This is a genomic window from Shewanella mangrovisoli (assembly GCF_019457635.1).
Taxonomy (GTDB): domain Bacteria; phylum Pseudomonadota; class Gammaproteobacteria; order Enterobacterales; family Shewanellaceae; genus Shewanella; species Shewanella mangrovisoli.
The window spans coordinates 4,324,466-4,351,237 of record NZ_CP080412.1 but is presented as its reverse complement, the minus strand read 5'-3'; the positions used below and the strand labels follow the sequence as shown (position 1 = coordinate 4,351,237).

General features: G+C 49.5%; 22 protein-coding genes. 16 read left to right on the top strand and 6 right to left on the bottom strand.

Going from position 1 to position 26,772, the window contains the following annotated elements; genetic code table 11:
* Positions 1-285: 285 nt before the first annotated feature.
* Both argA and K0H60_RS18905 read left to right on the top strand, forming a co-directional pair.
* Positions 286-1,605, top strand: a complete 1,320-nt coding sequence (gene argA, locus K0H60_RS18910) for an amino-acid N-acetyltransferase (protein WP_041412827.1) — start codon at positions 286-288, stop codon at positions 1,603-1,605.
* 103 nt (positions 1,606-1,708) lie between these two features.
* Positions 1,709-2,227: a PH domain-containing protein gene (locus K0H60_RS18905; RefSeq protein ID WP_220056691.1), complete on the top strand. Its 519-nt coding sequence runs from the start codon at positions 1,709-1,711 to the stop codon at positions 2,225-2,227.
* Positions 2,228-2,285: 58 nt separating this feature from the next.
* Here K0H60_RS18905 and rarD read toward each other — a convergent pair whose 3' ends face one another.
* Both rarD and K0H60_RS18895 read right to left on the bottom strand, forming a co-directional pair.
* A complete protein-coding gene (gene rarD, locus K0H60_RS18900) occupies positions 2,286-3,173 on the bottom strand; it encodes an EamA family transporter RarD (RefSeq protein WP_011718514.1) in 888 nt (295 codons plus the stop codon).
* A 215-nt stretch (positions 3,174-3,388) separates the two neighbouring features.
* Positions 3,389-3,853 (bottom strand): thioesterase family protein, encoded by a 465-nt coding sequence (locus K0H60_RS18895; protein WP_011624318.1) that lies wholly within the window; start codon positions 3,851-3,853, stop codon positions 3,389-3,391.
* 273 nt (positions 3,854-4,126) lie between these two features.
* Between K0H60_RS18895 and recQ the strand changes: the two genes are divergently transcribed.
* Complete coding sequence (gene recQ / locus K0H60_RS18890; protein WP_220056690.1) at positions 4,127-5,950, top strand: DNA helicase RecQ; 1,824 nt, start codon at positions 4,127-4,129, stop codon at positions 5,948-5,950.
* Here recQ and K0H60_RS18885 read toward each other — a convergent pair.
* Positions 5,932-7,710 carry a diguanylate cyclase domain-containing protein gene (locus K0H60_RS18885; protein ID WP_220056689.1) on the bottom strand — a complete coding sequence of 593 codons (1,779 nt, stop codon included), beginning with the start codon at positions 7,708-7,710 and terminating at the stop codon, positions 5,932-5,934. The genes recQ and K0H60_RS18885 overlap by 19 nt on opposite strands.
* A gap of 496 nt (positions 7,711-8,206) precedes the next feature.
* On the opposite strand from K0H60_RS18885, the gene leuA reads away from it, so the two are divergent.
* The 6 genes from leuA (at position 8,207) to glpK (ending at position 16,523) form a co-directional block, all read left to right on the top strand.
* Positions 8,207-9,775, top strand: coding sequence for a 2-isopropylmalate synthase (gene leuA / locus K0H60_RS18880; protein WP_220056688.1), 1,569 nt, complete (start codon positions 8,207-8,209; stop codon positions 9,773-9,775).
* 51 nt (positions 9,776-9,826) lie between these two features.
* A complete protein-coding gene (leuB, locus tag K0H60_RS18875) occupies positions 9,827-10,921 on the top strand; it encodes a 3-isopropylmalate dehydrogenase (protein ID WP_011624912.1) in 1,095 nt (364 codons plus the stop codon).
* Positions 10,921-12,345, top strand: coding sequence for a 3-isopropylmalate dehydratase large subunit (gene leuC, locus K0H60_RS18870; protein WP_220056687.1), 1,425 nt, complete (start codon positions 10,921-10,923; stop codon positions 12,343-12,345). Before leuB ends, leuC begins: the two co-directional genes overlap by 1 nt.
* Positions 12,346-12,369: 24 nt before the next feature.
* Entirely contained in the window at positions 12,370-12,975 is a 606-nt protein-coding gene (gene leuD, locus K0H60_RS18865; protein WP_220056686.1) for a 3-isopropylmalate dehydratase small subunit, read from the top strand.
* Between the two features lie 527 nt (positions 12,976-13,502).
* Entirely contained in the window at positions 13,503-14,852 is a 1,350-nt protein-coding gene (locus tag K0H60_RS18860; protein WP_220056685.1) for an outer membrane protein transport protein, read from the top strand.
* A 186-nt stretch (positions 14,853-15,038) separates the two neighbouring features.
* A complete protein-coding gene (gene glpK / locus K0H60_RS18855; RefSeq protein ID WP_220056684.1) occupies positions 15,039-16,523 on the top strand; it encodes a glycerol kinase GlpK in 1,485 nt (494 codons plus the stop codon).
* A 68-nt stretch (positions 16,524-16,591) separates the two neighbouring features.
* Here glpK and K0H60_RS18850 read toward each other — a convergent pair whose 3' ends face one another.
* The 3 genes from K0H60_RS18850 to K0H60_RS18840 form a co-directional block, all read right to left on the bottom strand.
* Positions 16,592-16,912 carry a hypothetical protein gene (locus K0H60_RS18850; RefSeq protein ID WP_220056683.1) on the bottom strand — a complete coding sequence of 107 codons (321 nt, stop codon included), beginning with the start codon at positions 16,910-16,912 and terminating at the stop codon, positions 16,592-16,594.
* A 96-nt stretch (positions 16,913-17,008) separates the two neighbouring features.
* Entirely contained in the window at positions 17,009-18,088 is a 1,080-nt protein-coding gene (locus tag K0H60_RS18845) for a PepSY domain-containing protein (RefSeq protein ID WP_220056682.1), read from the bottom strand.
* A complete protein-coding gene (locus K0H60_RS18840; protein WP_220056681.1) occupies positions 18,085-18,789 on the bottom strand; it encodes a peptidase in 705 nt (234 codons plus the stop codon). The genes K0H60_RS18845 and K0H60_RS18840 overlap by 4 nt, the downstream gene beginning before the upstream one ends.
* A 517-nt stretch (positions 18,790-19,306) precedes the next feature.
* Here K0H60_RS18840 and mraZ point away from each other — a divergent pair.
* The 7 genes from mraZ to mraY are packed head-to-tail and all read left to right on the top strand — an operon-like array spanning position 19,307 to position 26,769.
* Positions 19,307-19,765 carry a division/cell wall cluster transcriptional repressor MraZ gene (gene mraZ, locus K0H60_RS18835; RefSeq protein ID WP_220056680.1) on the top strand — a complete coding sequence of 153 codons (459 nt, stop codon included), beginning with the start codon at positions 19,307-19,309 and terminating at the stop codon, positions 19,763-19,765.
* Between the two features lie 30 nt (positions 19,766-19,795).
* On the top strand, positions 19,796-20,737 hold the full coding sequence (gene rsmH / locus K0H60_RS18830; protein WP_011624305.1) for a 16S rRNA (cytosine(1402)-N(4))-methyltransferase RsmH: 942 nt from the start codon (positions 19,796-19,798) through the stop codon (positions 20,735-20,737).
* A 12-nt stretch (positions 20,738-20,749) separates the two neighbouring features.
* Positions 20,750-21,064: a cell division protein FtsL gene (ftsL, locus tag K0H60_RS18825; protein ID WP_011624304.1), complete on the top strand. Its 315-nt coding sequence runs from the start codon at positions 20,750-20,752 to the stop codon at positions 21,062-21,064.
* A gap of 13 nt (positions 21,065-21,077) precedes the next feature.
* Positions 21,078-22,829, top strand: a complete 1,752-nt coding sequence (locus tag K0H60_RS18820) for a peptidoglycan glycosyltransferase FtsI (RefSeq protein WP_011624303.1) — start codon at positions 21,078-21,080, stop codon at positions 22,827-22,829.
* Positions 22,826-24,307: a UDP-N-acetylmuramoyl-L-alanyl-D-glutamate--2,6-diaminopimelate ligase gene (gene murE, locus K0H60_RS18815; protein ID WP_220056679.1), complete on the top strand. Its 1,482-nt coding sequence runs from the start codon at positions 22,826-22,828 to the stop codon at positions 24,305-24,307. The genes K0H60_RS18820 and murE overlap by 4 nt, the downstream gene beginning before the upstream one ends.
* Complete coding sequence (locus tag K0H60_RS18810; protein WP_220056678.1) at positions 24,304-25,686, top strand: UDP-N-acetylmuramoyl-tripeptide--D-alanyl-D-alanine ligase; 1,383 nt, start codon at positions 24,304-24,306, stop codon at positions 25,684-25,686. Before murE ends, K0H60_RS18810 begins: the two co-directional genes overlap by 4 nt.
* A complete protein-coding gene (gene mraY, locus K0H60_RS18805) occupies positions 25,687-26,769 on the top strand; it encodes a phospho-N-acetylmuramoyl-pentapeptide-transferase (RefSeq protein WP_011624300.1) in 1,083 nt (360 codons plus the stop codon).
* Positions 26,770-26,772 lie beyond the last annotated feature (3 nt).

The following is a 26,772-nucleotide window of genomic DNA, read 5'->3' as shown; positions in this document are numbered from 1 at the left end:
GGGGCTTTTTTTTGGTCTTTTTTCGGCTTCTCGTCATCAAGTTGAGATAAATCTGTCCCATGCTCGGCAGTGCTACGAAATCGCATTTGGTTAAAAAAATGTGATCATTTATCAAAAATGCAATTTTTTGAAAATATAAGCACTTTATTGTATTAAAACTGCATTTTAATGAGAATAAATTCTTTATTGGTGAATTAAAATGCAATACTATACGCGTGATTTAGTCATTCATTCCTGGTGTGCCATATCGGCTTTGCCAGCTCAAATATGAGGTGTAAACAACGCGTGCGTACCACTGAACTGGTTGATGGATTTCGTCATTCTGCCCCTTACGTCAATGCCCATAGAGGGAAAACCTTTGTGGTGATGTTGGGTGGCGAGGCTTTAGCACAAAATCAATTTCGCGGCATTTTAAATGACGTGGCCCTGTTGCACAGTTTAGGCATTAAAGTGGTGTTAGTGTATGGTGCGAGGCCGCAAATCGATGCGGCATTGGCAGCCAATGGGATTGAACCCGCCTACCACGAAGGTGTACGTATCACCGATGAAGACTCGCTTAAAGTGATCAAACAGGTCGCTGGCGCATTGCAGTTTGATATCACCGCGCGTTTATCGATGAGCCTCAGTAATACGCCGATGCAAGGCGCGCAAATCAACTTAGTCAGCGGTAACTTTGTGATCGCCCAGCCTCTGGGGGTCGATAATGGCGTGGATTTTTGTTTAAGCGGCAAAGTGCGCCGTATCGATACTCAAGGGCTTAAGCGTCAGCTCGATAACCACTGTATCGTGTTGATGGGGCCGATTGCCGCATCGGTCACTGGCGAAAGCTTTAACCTCACCGCCGAAGAGATTGCCACTCAAGTCGCGATCAAGCTGAAGGCCGACAAGATGATTGGCTTTAGTTCGCAAAACGGCATCCTCGATCGCAATGGCGATGTGATTGCCGAATTAATGCCAAATGACGCGCAAAACATTCTGACTAAGCTTGCTGAGCAAGGTTCGGCCTGTGTGGGCACTATGGCTTTCCTCAAGGCGAGTATTGATGCGTGCCGTAATGGGGTGCCACGTTGTCATTTGGTCAGTTACCTCGATGACGGTGCTTTGCTGCAGGAGTTGTTCTCCCGTGAGGGCATAGGTACGCAAATCGTAACAGAAAGCGCTGAGCGTCTGCGCCGCGCGTCGATTAGCGATATTGGTGGCGTACTAAACTTAATTCGTCCATTGGAAGAACAAGGCATTTTGGTGCGCCGCAGTCGTGAGCAGCTTGAGATTGAGATCGAGCAGTTTATGTTGATTGAGCGTGATGGTTTAGTGATTGGCTGCGCTGCCCTGTATCCCTTCGAGGAAGATAACGCCGGGGAGTTTGCCTGTTTGGTAGTGCACCCAGATTATCGCGATGCAGATAGGGGTAGTTTACTGCTGAAAAACATCATAGGTCAGGCGCGTAGCCGTGGTTATTCCCGTTTGTTTGCCTTGACTACCCGCAGCATTCACTGGTTCTTAGAGCATGGCTTTGTGATTGAAGATGTGGAAGCCTTACCGCAGAAGAAAAAGCAGCTGTATAACTATCAGCGCCGCTCTAAAATTCTCGCCCTCGATCTGTAAGCATTTCACGCTTGATAAGATGCCAGCCTAGCGCTGGCATTTTTGTTGACATAATATGTCTTTGTTGGCAGATTAAGCTTTTCTACCTTAAGGACTGCCCACCATGGTGACTCAGTTTTTCTCCCTCGCGCCTCTGACTCAAACCTCCATTTTAAGCTTTATTATCTTGCTGCTAGGTTTGGCTGGTGTGCTGTGGATGTTGTGGGTTAAACCTATGCCGAAAGTGGCGAAATCGGCGAGCTTAGGTATTTTGTTCGTGATGATTGGCGGATTTTCTTGGGTGTTTTATCAATCCCATAATGCTGAAATCGCGCTAACCGACACAGAGCTAAAACTCGATATTCCCTTCTATAAAGTGCAGTTAGCGCGCTCCGAGCTGCTGGTCGAGCAGGCACGCATTATCGACTTGAAGCAGGAACAGGATTTAACGCCCAGCTTTAAAACCAATGGTATAGGTATGCCAGGGTTTCAACTCGGCTGGTTTAATCTAAAAGGGAAGTGTAAGGCATTTGTGGCTGTGACGGATAAATCCGAGCTAGTGCTAGTGCCAACGAAGCGAGGCTACAATCTGCTTTTGTCTGTGCCCGAGGGCGAAAGGTTTATTACCCAGCTACAAAAATAGCTGTTAAGTACACGCTCACTTAACCACTATTTTTGCAACTGTCGGCTGCGGCGTGATGTTATCGCGCCGTTTTGCGTTTATAGGCCATATCGAATGTGAACACCAACAGGGCGCTCCAGATAAAACCAAAGGTGATGCTCTTCTCGGCATCGAAGGGTTCATTGAATAAGGTTACCGCGAGGATAAACATAATACTCGGGCCGATATATTGGAAAAAGCCGAGCATAGACAATGGAATGCGTACCGCTGCACCGGCAAAACACAATAGTGGAATTGTGGTAACAATCCCCGCCGCCATCAATAACAAATTAAGATGCCAATCGTTGGTGAGCATATTCGCCGTGGCGCTATCTAAAGTCGCGACCAGATAAACCAATGCGACCGGTAGCAGGATAGCGGTTTCGACTAGCAGACCCGATTTTGCATCCACGTTGACCTTTTTACGCAGCAGCGCATACACCCCGAAGGTGCCCGCCAAGGCGAGGGAAACAATGGGGATTGAACCGAATGAAATCAACTGAATAAGCACGCCAGCACTCGCCAGCGCGACGGCAAACCATTGCAACTTGCGTAATCTTTCACCTAAAAACAGCATGCCGAGCAGCACATTCAGTAGGGGGTTAATAAAGTAACCCAAGCTGGCATCGAGCATATGATCGTTATTCACGGCCCAGATAAAAATCAACCAGTTGGCGGCAATCAGCAGGGAGGTGATGGTGAGCACGAGTAACTGCTTTGGCTGTTTAAACAGTTGGCGCAGCTTTCCAAAGCCACCGATAAACAGCATGATGATCACCATAAACACAAATGACCAGATCACCCGATGCAGTAAAATTTCGGTCGCCGAAACATGGTGGAGTAGTTTGAAATATAAGGGCGCAAATCCCCACATACAGTAAGCACTGACGGCGAGTAGGATCCCTTTGCGGTATTCAGTATCAGGCATGAGACATCTTCGAAGGACAACAGGACGGCGATTGTAGGAGGCTATGGGAATTGACTCAAGGTGTGTGCGGTCGCCTTTTTCGTTACAGGATGTCTCTAATAACCTGTGCTCAGCAAAAAGCAGAGGGAAACACCTGAATAATCAAGGTGTTTTCCTTTAACTTATCGATGATGAATGCGGTAAAAAATTTCTAAAAAACGATGTGTGACAACGGACTAGCCAACCATATAAGTGCCAGTGCCGAAGGCGATATGGGTTCCTTGCTCGTTGTGAAGCTCCATGCGACACACTGAGACGCGATTGCCGGCACGGATCACGCTGCCCGTGCCAGTGAAAACCTGTCCACGTCCAGGACGCAGATAATCGACGCGCATATCGATAGTGCCTAAGGTCTGCAACCGTTGTTGTAACTCCTCCACAGTCCAATCATCACGACTAGCGACCAGTCCTGCAAAGGCGGTGAGCCCTCCGACCACATCGAGTACAGTGGCGGTGACCCCACCGTGGAGAATTTGTTGGTGAATATTGCCAATGAGTTCTGGCTTCATATTAATCACCACTTCGACGCCATCTATGTCGTAGCGTTTGATATCTAGACCCAATAAATTATGAAACGGCACGTGTTGATCAAATACTTCGGCAACACGTTTGAGTACTTCGGCTTGAATTGGGTTTGTCATGCTGTTCGTCCTTGTAGGCTGTAGGGCTTCTTAGAATAGGGTTGAAGCGTGCGCAATGGCGTTCGACTTAGAGCAATTAATCTACAGCCAAGCCTATGCCTAATGCAACTTAAGCCTTTGTGCGGGCAAATCGTTTTAGGTGTTGCAATGAGCCCTGGAGCAGGCTAAGCCTACCCCTAGTTGTTAGCGTGAGTCAGTTTGGGAAAGATGGCGCAAGACAGGAGCGATTCTGTCCTTTAGAATAGGCGCCCTTACTTTTTAGCTAGAAGATCCATGGAAACTCAGTTACTCGACATACATGATGATCCGCTGTCGCAACGCCTAGCGCAGGTGTTTGGTTACCGTGACTTTAGGGACGGTCAGCGCGAGGTTATCGAACGTGTATGCAGTGGTGAGGACTGCCTTGTGATCATGCCCACTGGCGGCGGTAAGAGCCTGTGTTACCAGTTGCCCGCACTGCTGATGCCTGGCATCACCATCGTGGTATCACCGCTGATTTCATTAATGAAAGATCAGGTCGACAGCCTATTGCAGACGGGTGTCAATGCCGCCTATTTAAACTCCTCGCAGCCGCGGGAGCAGAGTGTAGAGGTGCTGAGGCAGTTGCATCGAGGCGAGCTAAAACTGCTATATGTGTCTCCTGAGCGGTTACTTACTGGCGATTTTATCGAGCGCATGCGCTCACTGCCGTTATCAATGTTTGCCATCGATGAGGCGCACTGCATCAGTCAATGGGGACATGATTTTCGTCCCGAATATGCCGCTCTTGGTCAGTTAAAGCAGCTCTTTCCCCATGTGCCCATGATGGCGCTCACCGCCACAGCGGATCAGGCGACGCGGCAAAATATTTGCGAGCGCCTAGGGATTAATCCATTTAGGTTACTATCGAGTTTCGATCGACCCAATATCCGCTATACGGTTGCCGAAAAACTCAATGCCGCGAATCAATTACGACAGTTTTTACTGCAACAAAATGGCAGTAGCGGCATTGTCTATTGCAGCAGTCGTCGCCGTGTGGATGAGGTGGCAGAAAGACTCACCCTGCAAGGGTTTCATGCTAAGGCATACCATGCGGGCATGACGCCACAGGAGCGTGGCGAAGTGCAGGATAGCTTCCTTAAAGATCAAATTGATATCGTCGTTGCCACCGTGGCCTTTGGCATGGGGATTAACAAATCTAACGTGCGCTTTGTGGTGCATTACGATATCCCTAAGAGCATCGAAGCCTATTATCAAGAAACTGGCCGAGCGGGGCGCGATGGACTCGAGGCCGAAGCCTTTATGCTGTTCGATCCTGCCGATATTGGGCGGGTGCGCCATCTTATCGAGCAGTCGGAGCCAGGGCCGCAGCAACAGGTGGATTTCCATAAGCTCACTACCATGGCTGCATTTGCAGAGGCACAAACCTGTCGTCGCCAAGTGTTGCTGCATTACTTCGATGAGAGCGCGTTAGAGCCCTGCGGTAACTGTGATATTTGTCTCGACCCGCCTAAACGTTATAACGGCACCGAGGATGCGCAGAAGGTGCTATCTTGCATCTATCGTCTTGGGCAGCGCTTTGGTATCAATCACTTGATTGAAGTCTTGCGTGGCTCCAAGGGCGCTGCGATTGTGGATAGAGGGCACGATAAACTCAGCACTTGGGGCATAGGCAAAGACAAAAGCCATGAATATTGGTTGAGCGTGATCCGTCAGCTGATTCACTTAGGGCTTGCGAGCCAAGATATTACGCGGGGCTCGTCCATCACCTTAAACCCTTCGGCAAGGCCGATCCTTAAGGGCGAGGTGGCGCTAATGTTGGCAGAGCCACGGATTCAACTGACCAACATTAAGCGCAAAGTCACTCAATCGCGGGCACCGCTGAATTACGACCGCAAACTGTTTGCGAGGCTAAAAGCCCTACGTCGTACTATTGCCGAGGAGCAGGATGTGCCGCCCTATCTGGTGTTTAACGATGCGACCCTAGCGGAAATGGCGGCCATGATGCCCACCAGTCCCGGTGAAATGCTGGCGGTTAACGGCGTTGGTGAGCGCAAACTCAGCCGATTTGGCGACGATTTCCTCGATGAAATTGCCGCCTATTTAGCGGGGGAATAATCGCTTTGTGGGTCGCTCCCCTTGAGTTTACCTAATTGATTGATGCTCGCGCGTTTAACCAAAGAATCCAAAGTATCAAACTGTTGCATCACCGCAACGCCAATATTCACCTTGCTTGTTCCTTGTAAGGTTTGGATGGTGGGGGTGATTTGATCGACGACTTTCTGTGCGCCCACGGCAGAGGTATAAGGTAGCACTATGACTATCTCATCTATCGAATAGCGTAATAGTTTGTCCTGCTCACGTAGCTTGTCTTGTAACTTATCCATTAGCGCGGGCAGATCGACTTGGCGAATTTGGCTGGCATTGAGCAGCAACAGCGACAATGGATAATCGCCTTGCTTAGCGCTGTGAAGTGTCAACTCGAGTAGTTGCTGTGGTGGCAGATTTTGGCTGTCTGATCCAGCTGATGGTGCACGATTATTTTGTTTATCAATGAAATACCAAATGGCACCGCCCAAGAAGGCCATGGCGACTAAAAATAACGTGCTATAGGCCCAATCGATATTGAGCTCTTTCAGTACCGAGTTGTGAGTTGGCTGATTCTCCTTGCTCGCCAGTTGTAGTCCTTGCTGATTTAATCTGGCCTTAAATTGCAGGATACGGGTGTTATTCATCGACTCGTTAGCAAGTTCTGTCGCATCGAAACGTTTTTGCAAATACTCGTAGGCAAGTTTGTAGTTGTCGTGGGTTTGATAATAATCGCTCAAAATGCCATAAAACCATTTTAGATCAGAGTATTGCTTTAATGACTCTCCCTGTTCTATGGCGGAATTCATAAGGGCTAACGCTGCTTCATCTCGATGTTGAGCAAACCGGATTTGTGCCAATAAACGGGTGGAGCGCATCATAGCTGCCCGTTGGTTTTGCAGCTTAAAAGTGTTCATGGCAATGGAGATGTATTCTTCGGCAGTGTCCATTCGTCCCTTGTCGAGGGCGATTGAAGCCAAAACGGCATAACTATAGGCCAGTTCTAAGGGAGAGCCGATTTCAGGTAACAAGGCTTTTGCCTGTTTCTCCAGTTGGTCGCTGTATTCTCTATCTTGATTATCTAACGCGAGACGCGATGCGTTTAGTAGTAACACATGCCGTGCCTTCCCCTTAGCATCGGGACTGTTGAGTGCCAGATTGGTGTAATACATGGCTTGGGGTAAATCATGGGTTGCGTAGAGCAAACTGCCCATAGCGGCATAGACATAGGCCTGCGGTGGCCACACCCAATTTTGTGTCTGGGTATGAATATCGGGATAAATGTCGATAGCGATGCGTAAATCTTCGATGGCGGAGGAGAAGTTATCCGTGTTGGTATCCAGTTGCCCCCTTAACCGCAGTGCATCGATTAAGGCTTGAGGTTGCTGATAGCGTCTCGCGAGGGTAATCGCGGAATCGAGCAAAGGTAAGGCATCTTGGACATTATCATAATTGAGATAGGCATCGGCCTGACAATTCAAAAAGTAGGGACGTGCCTGATCGAGTTTTAGCTGTTTGGCACTGGCCTCGCCCATCTGAGCAAGGTTGATTGCCGCTTCATTTTCCCCTAATTGCAACAAGTTTTGGCACTTGAGCATACTGAGGCGAAGCCTATCAATATCACTAGAGTTATCAGCGGTTTGTTGTTTCTCTAGTGTGCTAATTTGCGTCAAAGCCTTGGTCGGATACTGATAAATCAGTTCTGCAAGTGCATCGAGTTGGTCGTTAGCACTGACCCCAAAAGGGAATAGCCATAACAACAGGCTAAGCGCTAAGACGCGAAAATCCATTTTTTGCTCCATACCATGCATTAATTCTAATATCCGTAACCGCGGGCGAGGATTATAACGTGTCTCAAGGCTTTTTTGCATAAAAAATGATTTTTTTGTTCAAATTTTGACTTGAGCCATTTTGTGGATTTTTCTCTACTGACAAGGGATTAACGAGAGTCTTGTCGAGTGAATATGGGTAAATTTTGCTATTTTGCAGCAAATAACTCGAAGAACATGAAAAAAATTGGGGTTGACACACTTAAGCAAGCGAGTTAAATATTAACCGTCCTTATTTTGAGTCAATAGAATAAATATTTAATTTAAATGAATAGAATTAGCAGCAAACTCGACCTCCTCCTTCTCTCTCTCGCGCCACAAACGCGGAGGTCTTAGTGTTGCTCGCTCGATAGATAGGCAAAACACTCATAAACCCCGCACCAATGTTGCGGGGTTTTTTGTATCTGAATACGGCAAAAGTTAAATAATGAACGGTGACGTTCCATGGAGAAGCGAGATGTCTAACAGAGTAATTATATTTGATACCACCTTACGTGATGGCGAGCAGGCGTTAGCGGCAAGCCTGTCGGTCAAAGAAAAGTTACAGATCGCCATGGCGTTGGAACGTCTCGGTGTGGATGTAATGGAAGTCGGGTTTCCCGTGTCTTCCCCCGGTGATTTTGAGTCGGTGCAGACCATTGCCCGTACCATCAAAAATAGCCGTGTGTGCGCCTTATCCCGCGCTTTGGAAAAAGATATCGATGCCGCCGCCCAAGCATTATCGGTTGCCGAACAGTTCCGTATTCATACCTTTATCTCCACCTCGACTATCCATGTGGAGAGCAAGTTAAAGCGCTCATTCGAGCAAGTGTTGGAGATGGCGGTGGGCGCGGTGAAATATGCCCGCAGGTTTACCGATGACGTGGAGTTTTCCTGCGAAGATGCGGGACGCACACCAATCGACAACCTGTGCCGTATGGTAGAAGCGGCGATTCACGCGGGCGCTCGTACCATCAATATCCCCGATACTGTGGGTTACACAGTGCCAAGCGAGTTTGGGGGCATTATTCAAACCCTGTTTAATCGCGTACCGAATATCGACCAAGCCATTATCTCGGTTCACTGCCATGACGACTTAGGCATGTCGGTCGCCAATTCTATCACCGCCGTACAGCATGGTGCTCGACAAATCGAATGTACCATGAACGGTATTGGTGAACGTGCAGGTAACTGCTCCCTAGAAGAAATCGCCATGATCTTAGCGACACGTAAGAATCTGTTGGGAGTTGAAACTGGGATCAATGCCAAGGAGATCCACCGCACGTCGAATCTGGTCAGCCAGTTATGCAATATGCCTATTCAGTCGAATAAGGCGATTGTGGGCGCGAATGCCTTTACCCACTCTTCGGGGATTCACCAAGATGGTATGTTAAAGGCACAAAACACCTATGAAATCATGACGCCAGAGAGCATCGGCCTAAACCGTAACAACCTGAATATGACCTCGCGCTCAGGCCGTCATGTGATTAAGCATCGCATGGAGGAAATGGGCTACTGCGAGCAGGATTTCAATCTGGATGCCCTGTACGAACAGTTTTTACATTTGGCCGATAAAAAGGGCCAAGTCTTCGATTACGACTTAGAAGCCTTAGCCTTTATGGAAGCTCAAGCGGCGGAAGATAACTTCTATCAATTACAACAGTTAGTGGTGCAGTCCGACTCCACCGAAGGTGTTGCCACGGCTACGGTGCGCATCGATGTCGGCGGTGAAATTAAAACCGAAGCCGCGACCGGTAATGGCCCCGTCGATGCCGCCTATAACGCCATTGCCCGTGCGACGGACCGTCGTATCGATATCATCAGCTACAAATTGGGTGCTAAGGGCGAGGGGCAAAATGCCCTGGGCCAGGTCGACATTACCGCGGTTTACCATGAACAAAATTTCCACGGTGTTGGGTTAGCGACCGACGTGGTTGAGGCATCAGCCCGTGCGTTAGTGCACGTGATGAACCTGACTTGCCGTGCCGATAAGGTCGCAGATTACAAACAGAATATGCATAAAAACAGAGAGCTGGGCGGCGTATAACCCAAGCAATATCGAGCATAAAGTTTTCACATTGAAGGAGTGAGCGGGCGTATGAGTTATCAAATTGCAGTATTAGCCGGGGATGGTATTGGGCCAGAAGTGATGGCCGAGGCGCGTAAGGTGTTAAAGGCGGTTGAGGCACGTTTTGGTCTTAATATTGAATACACTGAATATGATGTCGGTGGTATCGCTATCGACAATCATGGCTGTCCATTGCCTGAGGCAACACTGAAAGGTTGTGAAGCGGCCGATGCCATTCTATTCGGTTCAGTCGGTGGTCCTAAATGGGAAAAACTGCCGCCCAATGAACAGCCAGAGCGTGGTGCATTATTGCCATTACGTGGTCACTTCGAACTGTTTTGTAACCTGCGCCCGGCAAAATTGCATGATGGTTTAGAGCATATGTCACCGCTGCGCAGCGATATTTCTGCTCGAGGTTTCGATGTTCTTTGCGTGCGTGAGTTAACGGGTGGGATCTATTTTGGTAAGCCTAAGGGGCGCCAAGGTGAAGGTGAGAGCGAAGAAGCCTTCGATACCATGCGTTACAGCCGCCGCGAGATTGCCCGTATTGCGCGTATTGCCTTTGAAGCCGCCCGCGGCCGTCGTAAAAAAGTCACTTCGGTCGACAAGGCAAACGTCTTAGCTTGCTCGGTACTGTGGCGCCAAGTGGTAGAAGAAGTGGCGGTGGACTTCCCTGATGTTGAACTGGAACACATCTATATCGACAACGCGACCATGCAGTTGCTGCGCCGCCCCGATGAGTTTGACGTCATGCTGTGCTCTAACCTGTTTGGCGATATTTTATCGGATGAAATCGCTATGCTGACCGGCTCCATGGGCTTGTTGTCTTCGGCGAGTATGAATAGCACAGGCTTTGGTTTGTTTGAACCTGCTGGTGGCAGTGCGCCGGATATCGCGGGTAAGGGCATCGCTAACCCGATTGCACAAATTCTGTCGGCTGCACTGATGCTACGCCACAGCTTAAAGCAAGAAGAGGCGGCAAGTGCGATTGAACGTGCCGTGAGTAAGGCGCTGAATTCTGGCTATTTAACCGGTGAGCTATTAAGTAGCGACCAACGCCATAAGGCCAAATCGACAGTCGAAATGGGCGACTTTATCGCCGATGCAGTTAAGGCAGGTGTGTAATGACGAGTCCTTCAACATCAAACGCTCCGAAAACCCTGTATCAAAAAGTGTGGGATGCCCACGTTGTGGCAATCCCAGAGGGCGAAGCGCCGATCATTTATGTCGACAGACATTTGGTTCACGAAGTGACATCGCCCCAAGCCTTTAGTGGCTTAAAAGTGGCTGGGCGTAAGTTACGCGCTCCAGAGAAAACCTTCGCGACCATGGATCACAACACTTCGACGCGCAGTGCTAGCCTAGATGCTTTAAGCCCTATGGCACGCACTCAGGTCGAGACCTTGGCGCAAAACTGCAAAGACTTCGGCGTGCGCTTATATGACATTCACCATCCTAATCAAGGCATTGTGCATGTGATGGGACCTGAGCTTGGCATTACCTTACCCGGCACTGTGATTGTGTGTGGTGATTCCCATACGGCGACTCATGGTGCCTTTGGCGCCTTGGCTTTCGGTATTGGCACTTCCGAGGTGGAGCATGTGCTGGCGACGCAAACCCTGCGACAATTAAAAGCCAAGACCATGAAAATCGAAGTCCGTGGTCAGGTCACCGATGGCGTCACCGCTAAAGATATCGTATTGGCGATTATCGGTAAGATTGGTATGGATGGCGGCACTGGCTATGTGGTTGAGTTTTGCGGCAAGGCCATTGAAGCGCTGTCGATGGAAGGGCGCATGACAGTCTGCAATATGGCGATTGAAATGGGCGCTAAGGCGGGCATGGTCGCGCCGGATCAAACCACTTTCGATTACCTAGAAGGCCGTGAGTTTGCACCAAAGGGTGAAGATTGGGCGCAAGCTGTCGCCGCCTGGAAGGCGCTGAAAACCGATGTTGGCGCTGAGTTTGATGCCACCGTCGTGTTAGATGCGGCCGATATCGCGCCGCAGCTGACTTGGGGCACTAACCCTGGACAAGTGGTTGCCATCGATGCGCCTGTGCCGAATCCTGCCGATGAGGCAAATCCGACGATTCGCGCTAGCATGGAAAAAGCGCTGGACTATATCGGCTTAACCGCAGGCACGCCGATGACAGACGTCGCGATTAACAAAGTCTTTATTGGTTCTTGCACTAACTCGCGGATTGAAGATTTACGCAGCGCGGCGAAACAGGCGCAAGGACGTAAAGTGGCTTCGGGCGTTACGGCAATCGTAGTACCGGGTTCTGGCCAAGTGAAGGCACAGGCCGAGGCCGAAGGGCTAGATAAAATCTTTATCGAGGCCGGATTCGAATGGCGTTTACCGGGATGCTCTATGTGTTTGGCGATGAACGACGACAGATTAGAAGCGGGCGATCGCTGCGCCTCGACCAGTAACCGTAACTTCGAGGGGCGCCAAGGTCGTGGTAGCCGTACCCATTTGGTGAGTCCAGCGATGGCGGCAGCGGCGGCGATTGCTGGGCATTTTGTCGATATCCGTAAACCTTACTAACCGTAATCCCAAGAGGAGAAGTTAATGCAACCTTTTACTAGCCATACCGGGCTTGCGGTCATGATCGACAGCGCCAATATCGATACCGATCAAATTATCCCGAAGCAATTTTTATCTAAGGTGACACGGGATGGATTCGGTGTGCACTTATTCCACGACTGGCGTTATCTCGATGATGCCGGGGATGTGCCCAATCCTGATTTTACTCTAAACAAACCTCGCTATAGCGGTGCGTCGATTCTGCTGGCACAGGAAAACTTTGGCTGTGGCTCCAGCCGTGAACACGCACCATGGGCGCTGGCGGATTTTGGCCTGCGCGCCATTATTGCCCCGAGCTTTGCCGATATTTTTTATGGAAACTCCATCAATAACGGTTTGTTGCCGGTGAAGCTGAGCGCGAATGAAGTGCGTCAGTTAATGGATGAGGTGGCGAGCGAAGAAGGCGCACAAATCACCGTGGACTTAACGACTTGTAAAGTGACATCGCCTTCGGGAGCTGAGTTTAGCTTTACGTTGGCCGAGTCGGCGCGGCATAAATTGCTGAATGGTTTAGATGCCATTGGCTTGACCTTATCCCACGGGGCGCAGATAGGCGAGTACGAATCACAAATCCCAAGCTGGCGATGCTAAGCATTCGGCGAACACTTGTACCTTAATGGAAGTTAATCTTAAACGCCTAGTTCGAAAACTAGGCGTTTTTATTATCTACGCTTAAGCGCTTAAGTCTAATTTATTGTATTTATTGATTTAAAGTGAAGGCATTCTTTCCTGTCTCGCACTCAAAATGAGCGGTAGTGATTTATGCTGAATTTTAATAGGTAAAATAGCTTACAAGTGTTTATAGGTTTTACGTCTATTAATACATTGTTTTTAAATTGATTTAATTGTATGCGCAGTCACTTGAAAAATGTTTTCAGCAAATGATGCTTCGCGTTTTCACTTATTATTCTTGTTTTAAAAGTGATTTATCTCACTAAAAATATTGAATGTCTTTTGATGGCTAGTTTTTTTGTCTGTTTTATTCCCGCTTGTTGCAAACATCTTCTGCATCGGTAAACTCCCTCGCATTCAATATGGAGTGTTTGCTCTATTTTGTGTGAACGCCATTGTGACCAAGTTACTGGCACAGATAACAATAATATTTTCTGAGAATAACAATGCAAAAACGTCTTCTGACTTTGGCTGTGACTGCGGCCTTATTAAGCACAACGACTCAAGTCCATGCAGCGGGTTTCCAACTGGCTGAATACTCAGCGACGGGCTTAGGCCGCGCCTTCGCCGGTGAAGCCGCAATTGCCGATAACGCTTCAGTTCAAGGCCGCAACCCAGCAATGCTGACCTATTTAGAAGGCCGTCAGCTGTCTGCGGGTGGTATCTATGTGATGCCTAACGTGGATGTTAAAGGTGATGTGAGCTTAAGCTCACCATTACTGGGCCCAAACCCCGTTGAAATGAAAGGCGGCGATGCCTTAGATGTGGCCGATGATGCATTAGTGCCTAACTTCTATTATTCCAACCAGTTAAATGACCAATGGACTTGGGGTCTGGCGGTTAACTCTAACTATGGTCTGTCAACCGAGTTACCTAAAACCCACGCTGCGGCGATTTTCGGTAATAAAACTGCGGTGACTACTGTTGAGTTTAACCCTAACATCGCTTACCGCGTAAATGATGCTATCAGCGTAGGTGGTGGTGTACGTATCGTTTACGGTGAAGGTGAAATCGGTGCCTCGTTACCGGGTTGGGTCGATGGCATTAAGCCCGCATTACCAGCACAAGTGTCTGCCATGCTACCGCCGGGTGGTACTGAGCTGAAAAGCATGAAAGGCGACGACATTGGCTACGGCTGGCAATTAGGCTCGAGCTGGCAGATTAATCCTGCACACCGTGTCGGTCTGGCCTATCACAGCGGCGTAAAGCTTGATTTAGAAGGTCATGCATCAGGTGTGATTTACGATGGCGGCCAAAATCTGTCGATTGAAGGTTACATTCCGCTCGAACTGCCTGCATTTGCCGAGCTGTCGTCTTATCACCAATTAACCGATAACTGGGCAATGCATGCCAGCGTTAACTGGACCGATTGGAGTGTATTCGATCAGCTAGTGGCTTACTTCCCTGGCGAAGTTAAACCAAAGGGTGACTTAGAGTCTGACTTAGTCAAAGAAGAGCACTTTGAAGATAACTGGCGCTTTGCCTTAGGTACCACCTATCAAGTCAGCAATGAATGGTTAGTACGCGCGGGTGTGGCCTTAGATAAAACGGCGGCCACTAATGAATGGCGTACTACGACTATCCCTGACTCAGACCGTCTGTGGTTCTCTGTTGGTGCGGGCTATCAGGCGACTAAAAACCTGAATGTTGATTTTGCACTGACCTATATCCGTGCCACGGGTGATGCGCCAATCAACGAACAGCAAAATCTGCTTAACCTAGCCACAGTGAGCTTCAACGGTGAAGCGAGTGGTGATGTTTGGTTAGCCGGTATCCAAATGAGCTACAAGATGTAATCATCTAGTTGATGAAAAAGCCCTGAATCTTCAGGGCTTTTTTGTGCCTAAATAACGTGGCTTGATGCGCATTTGCCAGATGTTGGCTAGTCATGGCCGCCAATTGCGAATATATTCAGAGCATAATCAATGAGTCATTAAGAATCTGCCGATTTGAATATGGCAGAGGACAAATAGGATAGTCGTGTGCAGAAAAAATACGTAGTGGCGTTAGACCAAGGCACAACCAGCTCAAGGGCGATTGTGTTTGACCACGATGCCAATATTGTTAACGTCTCGCAGCGGGAGTTTACTCAGCTTTATCCAAACCCCGGCTGGGTGGAGCATGATCCCATGGAGATCTGGGCGAGCCAAAGTTCGGTGTTGATCGAATCCCTTGCCAGAGCGGGTATTCACAGCGATGAAGTGGCGGCCATTGGGATCACCAATCAGCGCGAAACCACCATTATCTGGGAAAAGGCCACAGGTAAACCCGTCTACAATGCCATTGTGTGGCAGTGTCGTCGCAGCTCAGAGATCTGTGAGCAACTCAAGGCCCAAGGCTTAGAAGATTATGTGCGAGAGAATACGGGACTCCTGCTCGACCCTTATTTTTCAGGCACTAAGATCAAATGGATCCTCGATAATGTGCCGGATGCGCGTGCGAAAGCCAAACGAGGCGAACTCTTATTCGGCACGGTCGATACTTGGTTGCTGTGGAAACTCACCGAAGGCAAAGTGCATGTGACCGACCCCACCAATGCCGCTCGCACGCTGCTGTTTAATATCCATAGTTTGAGTTGGGATACTAAACTGCTCGAGGCGCTCGATATTCCTGCGGCCATGCTGCCCGAAGTGAAACCCTCCTGCAGTGTCTATGGCACAACCCGTATTGCCGGTGAGGGCAGCGAAATTCCACTCGCGGGGATCGCGGGCGACCAACAGGCGGCGCTCTTTGGCCAGCTTTGTGTCGAGCCGGGAATGGCTAAAAATACTTATGGCACTGGCTGCTTTTTATTAATGAATACAGGCAATAAAGCCGTATGTTCATCCCATGGGTTATTAACCACAGTGGCGGTAGGTGCTCAAGGTGAAGTGAATTATGCCCTTGAAGGTTCAGTGTTTATGGGCGGCGCGACTATTCAATGGTTGCGGGATGAGCTGGGGCTTATCCGCGATGCTAGCGATACCGAATATTTTGCCTCTAAAGTCGCGGATACTAATGGGGTATATTTGGTGCCTGCCTTTGTCGGGCTTGGCGCTCCCTATTGGGATCCTAATGCCCGTGGCGCACTGTTTGGGTTAACGCGTGGCGCTAATCGCAATCATATTATCCGCGCGGCATTGGAGTCGATTGCCTACCAGAGTAAAGATTTACTCGATGCCATGATTAAGGACAGTGGTGAGCGGCTTAAATCCCTTAAGGTGGATGGCGGCGCGGTTGCTAATGACTTCCTCATGCAATTTCAAGCGGATATCACCGACGTTGAAGTCTTAAGACCGAGAGTGTGTGAGACAACAGCGCTTGGCGCAGCCTTTTTAGCGGGACTGGCAGTTGGCTTTTGGACATCAGTGATCGAACTTGAGCATAAGGCCTGTATCGATAAACACTTCAAACCGAATATTGATGCGAGTCAAAGGGAGCGGTTATATGCGGGCTGGCAAGATGCGGTGGCCAGAACTCGTTCTTAGTTTCTTTTAGGCTTTAAACACATAAGGCGCGCCCTCAGGTTGCGCCTTATTTACTAACGGCCAGCACGTTAAACTTCGATATCGATGATGTGCTTACTGGGCGATTGCGCTGTGTCAGCTAAATCGTCAGTGACTTCGAGCACCACACCCTCTTTTAAATCCTGCTGTTTGTCCGATGCGCGGCGTTTTTTATTGCGACTGGCGTTGTCGTTTTTGCGTCTTTCTCTGACTTTCACATCTAAGGTGGGCGGTAATTGCGACTGCGGGGTTTCATGGCTATCGGGCGCATTGGCGGTCGCACCGCTCACCTGATCGACGACCCGCTTGGGGGTAAATACGGGTTTTGCTGGCTGTGCCAGCATAGCGTAAAGACTGTCCAATCCACTCATAGCGCCTCCTTAATTGATGACCTCTTAGCTGCTTATCGGCCGGAGTTGCTTAATATTTAGACTATACGCCGATTTAAGCCTGTACGCGACACTCCTTTACTGTTCTGACTGTGGCCAATATCTGTGCTGGGCTTTGGTGGCTAATTCAAGTTTGCCAGGATGTGCCTCGTGTTGGCAGCTCAGGCGAATACCTTGTGCTAGCTCAGTGGCGGTGAGTTTATCCAGATCATAATCATTGGGGCTGGGCGGTTGCTCGACAAACCTGAGTTTACACAGGCCACAACGTCCGCCACCGCCGCATTGGGTTCTCAATCTTTCACGCCCTCGATTAATGCTCTCTAAATAAGTGCCATTGAGATCGGTGAATTCGGCGAGCGGCTGAGCGTCTTGAGTAAAAAGCGCCAGTTTTCCTATGGCGGTTTTGCGCCTCAAGAATGGCAGGGATAACTGACCTTGATGGAATTTATGCCCAAGGATGTAAATCCCCGAAAGACCTAAAAACAGCGCCGCAATGCTGACAACTTGTACCAATAAGTGATTAAAACCAATGCCATTATCGGGAGCATAATCCATAAAATGCAGCATAAAGAGCAGATCCTTGAGATCCGATTGGCGATTTTGGTGGGCAAGAACCGCACCCGAAGCCGTATCGATATAAATTCGCGTTCCGACTTCATCTGCGGCTGTCAGCATGGCAACTGGGCCACTGGCATCGAATGGTGTTTCGCGGGTGAGGATTTGCGGTGCGCTGAGTTCACCTGAGCCCGAGTAGCTCTGTTTGGCAATCGCGACTATCTCAGCATCGTTCAAGGATAGCGGCTTGAGTGATTCCGCCCAAAACCAGCGAGTTTGCTGAGTTGTAGTGAGCGCATACACGGCGCGTTCGAGCACAGAGGTTAGCTTAAGTTCGATAATGCCTTCTGCTTGATATTGTTGCAGTAGGTTTTCCGTGGGGGCGAGTGCAGTAGCGGGACTCGCGGTTTTATGAGTAGTGCGATATGGGTTAGCGTCCAAAAACCTCTCGTCAATTAGGTTAAAGGTGAGTCCTGTCACGACCCAAATCAATAATTGCAGGCCAACGATAAGTCCGAGCCACTTATGTAAGGTTTGCTGCAGTAAGTTGATGGAATGCTTGCTGCCAACGTTGCTGGTATGGCTCAGAGTCGAGAAGCTCATACAGCCTCCTCTGGGTTTTGGTTTCGAAAACTGATATAGGTCAAGGCGATACCAAAGAGTGCGGTCAACAGGGCGAGGCTAGTCATTAGCGTAAGTAACGGATTATGCACATTCTCCCGCGTCTCGTAGTCCATAATATGCAGCATCCACATCACATCGAAGAGTCGCCAATAATCATGGCGCGCGCTGACCACTTGTCCAGTGACTGCCGAGATATAGAGTGTCGAATGCATGGCATCGTCTAACGTCAGTTGCCAAACCGGGAGCACGCGGGCAGGGATTTCACTCGGAGCGTTCTGCTCAATGAATGTCGAGCCGATAAATTTAGCCTGACCCGTATAGACTCGCTGCGCAGCCTCGAGCGCCTGCTGTTTATCGAGCAGCGGTAATACTTCTCCCGTCTCACTGCTAAAGCGCTGCAATTTTCCCGCGATATTGGCGCGATAGTAGAGTGCTCCTTGATTCGCGTACAAACTGATATCCGTCGCGTCGGGATGTGCTTTGATAAAGTCAGTAAAACTGAAGGCGGGCGAATCCACTTGGTACATAGCCGTGTTTGCTTTGTTTACCAGTGGCTTACCGCGAATAAATTCGATATCCATCCACACCATATAAGCGCCGGTGGCTAGCCAAAACAGCAATTGAATGGCGGTTATCAATGCAAACCACTTGTGGCAGGTACGGATCTGAGTCGCTGTCATAACGTTATTCTTTGAGTTTATCCCGCGGGAGTTTTGATCTTCCTCGCAATCGTGAAATAAAAGCCTTCCTAAATTGCAGAATAAATCCGCAATCAAAAATAATATTTCAGCGATTTATGCTAGAAATTGACGCTCTATAAGCTTATGCGAATGTAAAAAATGAGTCTATTTTGTTGTGCTTTGTGAGTCTAGCGTGATTTGTCTAACGGGAAAATCCCACATTTAGCGAAACGTTATGGCAAATATTGCATTGCAACTGCCTGAAAGCAAAAGGCTGCTGCTTTTTTGTTCGCATTTTATTCCTGCGCTTTCCATCGTTTAGCTGATTTTTCGCTGATCTTTTTGTCAAAACTTTGTCGCTAAGTTATGGGCTCAACATGCTGCTAACCCGCTTGCCGACTGGCTTTATAAAAGGATCCCATCCCTTGACAATGCTTGTCTACTATCCCTAAACTTAGCATTTGTGGGAAATAGTGGATATTTGTGGATCAAAAATCAAAGGATAGGATGAATTAGCGTGTTTCGTGGAGCCAGTGCTATCAACTTAGATACAAAGGGACGGATCGCTATTCCAGTGCGATACCGCGAACCTTTGCAGCTAGAGCACCAAGGCCGCATCGTCATCACAGTCGATATTCAATCTGCGTGTTTACTCCTTTATCCCATCCACGAGTGGGAATTGATCGAAGCTAAGTTACTCAAGCTTTCAGATACCGACAAAACCCAACGATCCCTTAAGCGCATGTTGCTGGGTTATGCCCATGAGGTCGAACTCGACGGCAACGGGCGCATATTACTGCCACCGCCGCTAAGGCAATACGCCAATTTAGATAAGCGCATCATGCTGGTGGGACAGTTAAACAAGTTTGAGCTGTGGGATGAGCAAGTTTGGCTGCAGCAAATTGATGAGTGTCAGGAAACGATTCGAAGCGAGGAGCTCGCGAATAACGAGCGTCTGGCGGATTTTTCACTCTAACGAGTCGCATAACTAAATAAGAAGAGAGTAATGAGTCAAGAATTTGCCCATTTATCCGTTCTGCTCGAAGAAACGGTCGGCGGTTTGAACATCAAAGACGATGGCATCTATATCGATGGCACGTTCGGCCGCGGTGGTCATTCAAGACAAGTACTGCAAAGACTGGGTGAAAACGGACGTCTGATTGCGATCGATCGTGACCCTCAGGCCATTGAAGCTGCAAAACAATTCGCCGATGATCCCCGTTTTCAAATCGTACATGGTGGTTTTGGCCAGCTAGCCGATTACGTCGAAGAGCTTGGTCTCGTTGGCAAGATTGATGGCGTGTTACTCGACTTAGGTGTGTCTTCACCGCAGCTCGATGATGCCGAACGTGGTTTTAGCTTTTTGCGTGATGGCCCGCTCGATATGCGCATGGATAACAGCCAAGGCGAAACGGCGGCCCAGTGGTTAGCGCGCGCCGAAATTGAAGATATGGCGTGGGTATTTAAAACCTATGGCGAAGAGAAAAATGCTCGCCATATTGCCCGTTGTATTGCGGCTGACCGCGATAAAACCCCGTTTTTACGTACCAAAGATTTAGCCGATTTGATTGCGCGGATCACTAAAAATAAAGAGCGTAACAAACACCCTGCAACCCGGGTGTTTCAGGCGATCCGTATCTATATCAACAGTGAATTAGATCAAATTGATCAAGCGCTTGAAGGTGCATTAACTGTACTCGCGCCACAGGGACGTTTATCGATTATCAGCTTCCACTCTCTGGAAGATCGCATCGTAAAACGTTTTATTCGTCGCCATAGCCAAGGTGAGAGCGTGCCCCACGGTCTGCCAATCACCGAAGATCAAATTAACAAGTCGCGTAAATTGCGCGCCATAGGTAAGGCGATTATGCCTTCCGATGAGGAAATTGAACGCAATGCCAGAGCGCGCAGCTCAGTGTTACGCATTGCCGAGCGATTAGATTACTAGAGGGCAAACAAAGTGAGTAAGCCCTCATTAAATCTGCCACGGATTGTGTTAAACGACCTGTGGCAACACAAATGGATCTTGTTACTCGCACTGCTCGTGCTCAGTAATGCTGTGGCTGTGGTGTATACCAGCCATGTGAGCCGTAAGCTCACCACCCAATGGGATCAGCTACTGCAGGAGCGTGACAGATTAGATATCGAGTGGCGCAATTTATTATTGGAAGAGCAATCCCAGACCGAGCATAGCCGGATCACGCGGATTGCATCAAAGGATCTCAACATGAGTCGACCCTTACCCAGCGAAGAAGTTGTGGTAAAGGTGCCGTGAACATAGGGAAGATATGACTAGGCAAGCAAAAACCAAACAGGCCAGCAAAAAGCAAAAGCCACAACTGATCCACTGGCGTTTATACGTCGTGGTTGGCTTTGTATTTGCGATGTTTTCGAGCCTTGTGGGTCGTGCTGCTTATATTCAAATTATCGAGCCCGATAAGCTGCGTCACGAGAGCGACATGCGTACCTTGCGTACTACCAGTCGTGAGGTGCAGCGTGGCTTAATCACCGACCGTAACGGCGATATGCTGGCAGTGAGTGTGCCGGTGCGTGCCGTGTGGGCCGACCCTAAACAAGTCAATGATAACAATGGTTTTACCGATATGCGCCGCTGGCAAGCGTTGGCGGACGTATTGCACGAACCCGTGGAAGATGTGCTCGAAAAGGTGCGTAGCAATCCAACCAAACGTTTTACCTACCTGAAACGCCAAGTCACGCCTGCGGTGGCAGACTACATCACTCAGCTTAAATTGCCTGGGGTGTTTTTAAAGTCCGAGTCACGCCGCTACTATCCCGGTGGTGAGATTACCGCCCAGCTAATCGGCATTACCAATATCGACGATGTCGGTATTGAAGGGGTCGAAAACGCCTACAACAGTTGGCTTACTGGTACACCATCTAAACAAAAAGTGCGCAAATCCCGCGATGGTCATGTAGTTGAGCGCCTCGATATCGTTCAGGAAGGCGAGAGTCCGAATGATCTTGTGCTGAGTATCGACCAGCGTATTCAACAACTTGCCTACCGTGAGTTAAAGCGCACTACTGAGATGAACCAAGCGACCTCTGGCTCGATTGTGGTGCTCGATATCCACACTGGTGAAGTCTTGGCTATGGTGAATACGCCATCCTACAACCCCAACTCGCGCGACAATCTGCAAACCTTCAGAATGCGTAACCGCGCCATGACGGATACCTTTGAGCCAGGCTCGACCATTAAACCTTTTGTGGTTGCTGCGGCGTTAGAAGCGGGCACGGTTAAATCGACCGATGTGATCCCAACGTCACCTGGCTGGATGCGTTTAGGCGGCCGTCAAGTTCGTGATGCAACTAACTATGGCGATATGACACTGGCACGTATTCTGGCGAAATCCAGTAACGTGGGGATCAGTAAACTCGCCCTGTCGATTCCTGTGCAGCAGTTATTAGGCACCTATCAATCCATGGGCTTAGGCAGCTTCTCGGGGATTAACCTCACGGGTGAGAGCGCAGGTTTGATCCAAGACCGCCACCGTTGGTCTGATTTCGAACGCGCGACTTTATCTTTCGGCTATGGCCTAACGGCGACCACGCTGCAACTGGCGCGGATGTACGCCACTTTAGGCAATGGCGGCACGTTATATCCAGTATCGATTTTAAAACTGAAAAAGCCGCCCGAAGGTGAGCGAGTGATCTCACAAGAGGTCGCTCACGATGTGCTGCAAATGATGGTGGGCGTAACCGAAAAAGGTGGCACAGGTACGCTGGCGCATATCGATGGTTATCCCGTTGCGGGTAAGTCGGGCACCAGCCGTAAGGCGGTAGCCGGCGGTTATGGTGATGATTATGTTGCGTTATTTGCTGGCGTCGCGCCCGTCAATAATCCCAAACTCGCGATTGTTGTCGTAGTGAACGAGCCGAAAGGCGATCTCTATTATGGTGGTTCAGTGGCAGGGCCGGCATTCGCGAAGGTGATGTCAGGCGCACTGCAAATGTTAAATGTCGAACCCATTTCCGATAAAGAGCAGGTGCAATTGGCGGGACTCGCCGGGAGAACTGAATGATGTTGTTAAGGGATCTATTAGCGCCTTGGTTCCCCTACGCGGGCGAACAAACCTTCTTAGATTTGACTTTAGATAGCCGCGCAATACGTCGCGGCGATGTGTTTTTAGCGCTGCCTGGGCATAAGGTCGATGGTCGTCAATTTATCGATAAGGCCTTAGCTCAAGGTGCGACTGCGGTATTAGTGCATACGGATAGCATTGAAGAGCAGGGCAAAGTTATTGCGACTGAGCAAGGCGTGCAGATTTATTTTTATCAGTTAGCTAAGCAAGTGTCTGCGGTCGCCGCAGTGCGCTATCCCGTTGTCCAGGGCCAGTCTATGGGCATTGTGGGAATTACCGGCACCAACGGCAAAACCTCGACCAGTCAGCTCTGCGCGCAATTAGTGACGCTACTTGAGGGTAAAGCGGCGGTGATGGGCACGCTCGGTAATGGTCTGTGGGGCGAGTTAGTCGATAGCGGTAATACCACCGCCGATGCCATTACCCTGATGCGCCAACTGCATGAGTTTGCAGATAAAGGTGTTAATACCTGCGCGATGGAAGTCTCAAGTCATGGTTTAGTGCAAGGTCGAGTCGATGCCGTGCCCTTCGATGTGGCGGTATTCACTAACTTGACCCGTGATCATTTGGACTACCACGGCGATATGGAAAACTATGCCGCGGCCAAGCAAATGCTGTTTCGCTTTGACGCTTTGCGCCACGGTTTAGTAAATCTTGATGATCCCGTTGGCGCTGCTTGGTTATCCGAGCTGGCAAATGCTCCCGCGAAGATGTGGGGCTTTAGCATTGAAGCGCATACCGAGGCGGCGTTTTACACTAAGAATGCCCAATTTAACGATCAAGGCGTGCAGGCGACATTAGTCTGGCCCGAGGGCGAAATTGACATTCGCTCTCCTTTATTAGGCGCCTTTAACCTCTCGAATTTACTCGCTGCTTTATCCGCCTTGTATTTACAGGGCATGGATATGCGTGCACTGGCTGCCAAGGTGCCTTATTTGTTGCCCGTGGCTGGCCGCATGGAACGTTTCACCACCGCTGATAACATCACCTTAGTCGTCGATTATGCCCATACCCCGGATGCGATTGAGCAGGCGCTTAATGCCCTGCGTCGTCACTGCGCGGGCGAGTTGTGGTGCGTGTTTGGCTGTGGCGGCGACCGTGATAAGGGCAAACGTCCGCTGATGGGGCAAGCGGCGGAGCAATTTGCCGATCGCATTATGGTGACTAGCGATAATGCCCGTAGCGAAGATCCTAATCAAATTATTACCGATATTATCCAAGGGCTGACTCACCCAGAGCGAGCGCTGACCGAAGTTGACCGTGTGGCTGCGATTAAAAGCGTCGTTGTACAGGCTAAACCTGGGGATGTGATTCTGCTTGCGGGCAAAGGCCATGAAACTTACCAAGAGGCGGCAGGTGTGCGTCATGACTATGATGAGCGCGCCCTGGCACGTCAGTTATCGGAGCAAAGCCAATGATCCCAATTTCCCTCGAGGCGCTGAGCCAACACTTAAGTGCGCATCGAGTCGGTGACGATGTCACCATCCAAGCATTAAGCAGCGATAGCCGTAAAATCGGCCCTGCGACCCTGTTTGTCGCCTTAAAGGGCGAGCGTTTCGACGGCCATGATTTTGCGGCCACGGCAATTGAAAATGGTGCCGTAGCACTAATGGTTGAACGTCAATTGGCCTTCGATGTGCCACAGCTTATTGTTGCCGATTGCCAAAAGGCCATGGGCGCGATTGGCGCTTATGTACGTGACCAAGTGGACCCCATTTGTGTGGCCTTAACTGGCTCCAATGGCAAAACCAGCGTGAAAGAAATGATCGCCACAATTTTATCGGCGAAGCATCAAGTGCTTTACACCGCCGGTAATTTTAATAATGAAATCGGTGTGCCACTCACTTTGCTGCGTTTAACGCCTGAGGATAAATACGGGGTGTTTGAGCTTGGCGCTAACCATAAAGGTGAGATTGATTACACCTCGAGTTTGGTGCGTCCTCACGTAGCCTTAGTCAATAACGTTGGCAGCGCCCACTTAGAAGGCTTTGGTTCACAGGCGGGGGTCGCCCAGGCCAAATCGGAAATCTACAACCATCTGCAACCCGGTGGCACGGCGATTATCAATGCCGATGATGCCTTTGCCGATGTGATGCGGGTGAAAGCGAAACAATATAAGCAGTTAAGCTTCTCCCAACAGGAGGGCGCGGCTAAACGTCAAATCGATGTGATTGCCACTGGCCACAAAGCCAATAGCGAAGGTTGCTATCGCTTTATCCTCAATTACGCGGGAGAGTCCTGCGAAGTGACTCTGCCCCTCGCGGGTCGTCACCAGGTTAGCAACGCGCTAGCTGCTGCAAGTGTTTGTATTGCTTTGGGATTGAGCCTGAAGGAAATCGCCGAGGGCTTGAGCCAGTTGACCCCTGTTAAGGGACGTATGCAACCCACTCAATTAGGACGCGTTCGCTTAATCGATGATAGCTATAACGCCAATCCGGTATCAGTGGGGGCGGCTATCGCTTGGTTAAAGGAAATTTCTGAAAATCGCTGTTTGGTACTGGGAGATTTGGGCGAATTAGGCGACAATGCGCCCCTTTTACACGCTGAATTGGGACAGCTGGCTAAGCAACAGGGCATTGATGCTCTGTTCTGTACCGGCACCTTAACTCAGCACACTAGCCAAGCTTTCGGGGCGGAGCACCATGACAGCGTGGCGACGTTAGTAGAAAAACTCATAAAACACATCAACCAGTTGCCGGGACAGGTGACGGTTTTAGTTAAAGGTTCACGTAGTGCCGCGATGGAGCGGGTCGTGGATGGCCTAACAGTAGCCTTCGGGCGTGGGGAGTTAGTGTAGATGCTGGTGTATCTGGCCGAGTATTTAACCCGTTTTCATACTGGGTTTAACGTATTTTCCTATGTGACATTTCGAGCCATTTTAGGCTTGTTAACCGCATTAATGTTTAGTTTATGGTGGGGTCCTAAACTGATTGAGCGTTTGCAATTAATGCAGATTGGCCAAGTTGTGCGTAACGACGGGCCAGAGTCGCATTTCAGTAAGCGTGGTACGCCGACTATGGGCGGTCTGATGATCTTAGGCGCCATTTTTATCAGTGTGCTGTTGTGGGGCGATCTCGGTAGCCGTTATGTGTGGGTGATGCTGTTTGTATTGGGCAGCTTCGGCATGATCGGTTTTATTGATGATTACCGCAAAGTCGTGCGTAAAGATACTAAGGGACTGATCGCGCGTTGGAAGTATATTCTGCAATCCTTAGCGGCGTTGATCATTGCTTTCTTCCTCTATACCACAGCGTCTAACCCTGGTGAAACCCAGTTAGTCGTGCCTTTCTTTAAGGATGTGATGCCACAGCTTGGCGCTGTGTTTATCGTATTGGCCTATTTTACTATCGTGGGTTCGAGCAACGCGGTGAACCTAACCGATGGTCTCGACGGTTTGGCGATTATGCCAACGGTGATGGTGGCCGCGGCATTCGCCTTGATTGCCTATCTGTCTGGCCATGCTCAATTTGCTAACTACCTGCACATTCCGCATTTACCCGGTTCGGGTGAGCTAGTGATCGTCTGTACTGCGATTGTGGGCGCAGGCTTAGGCTTTTTATGGTTTAACACTTATCCAGCACAGGTCTTCATGGGTGATGTGGGCTCGCTGTCTTTAGGCGCTGCCTTAGGCGCGATTGCGGTACTGGTTCGCCAAGAGATCCTATTAGTGATTATGGGCGGTGTGTTTGTGATGGAAACTGTGTCTGTGATCCTGCAGGTTGGTTCTTACAAGTTACGTGGCCAGCGTATTTTCCGCATGGCGCCTATCCATCACCACTATGAATTGAAAGGTTGGCCTGAGCCACGCGTGATTGTCCGCTTTTGGATTATCTCGATTTTCTTAGTGTTACTCGGCTTAGCCACGTTGAAGTTAAGGTAATCG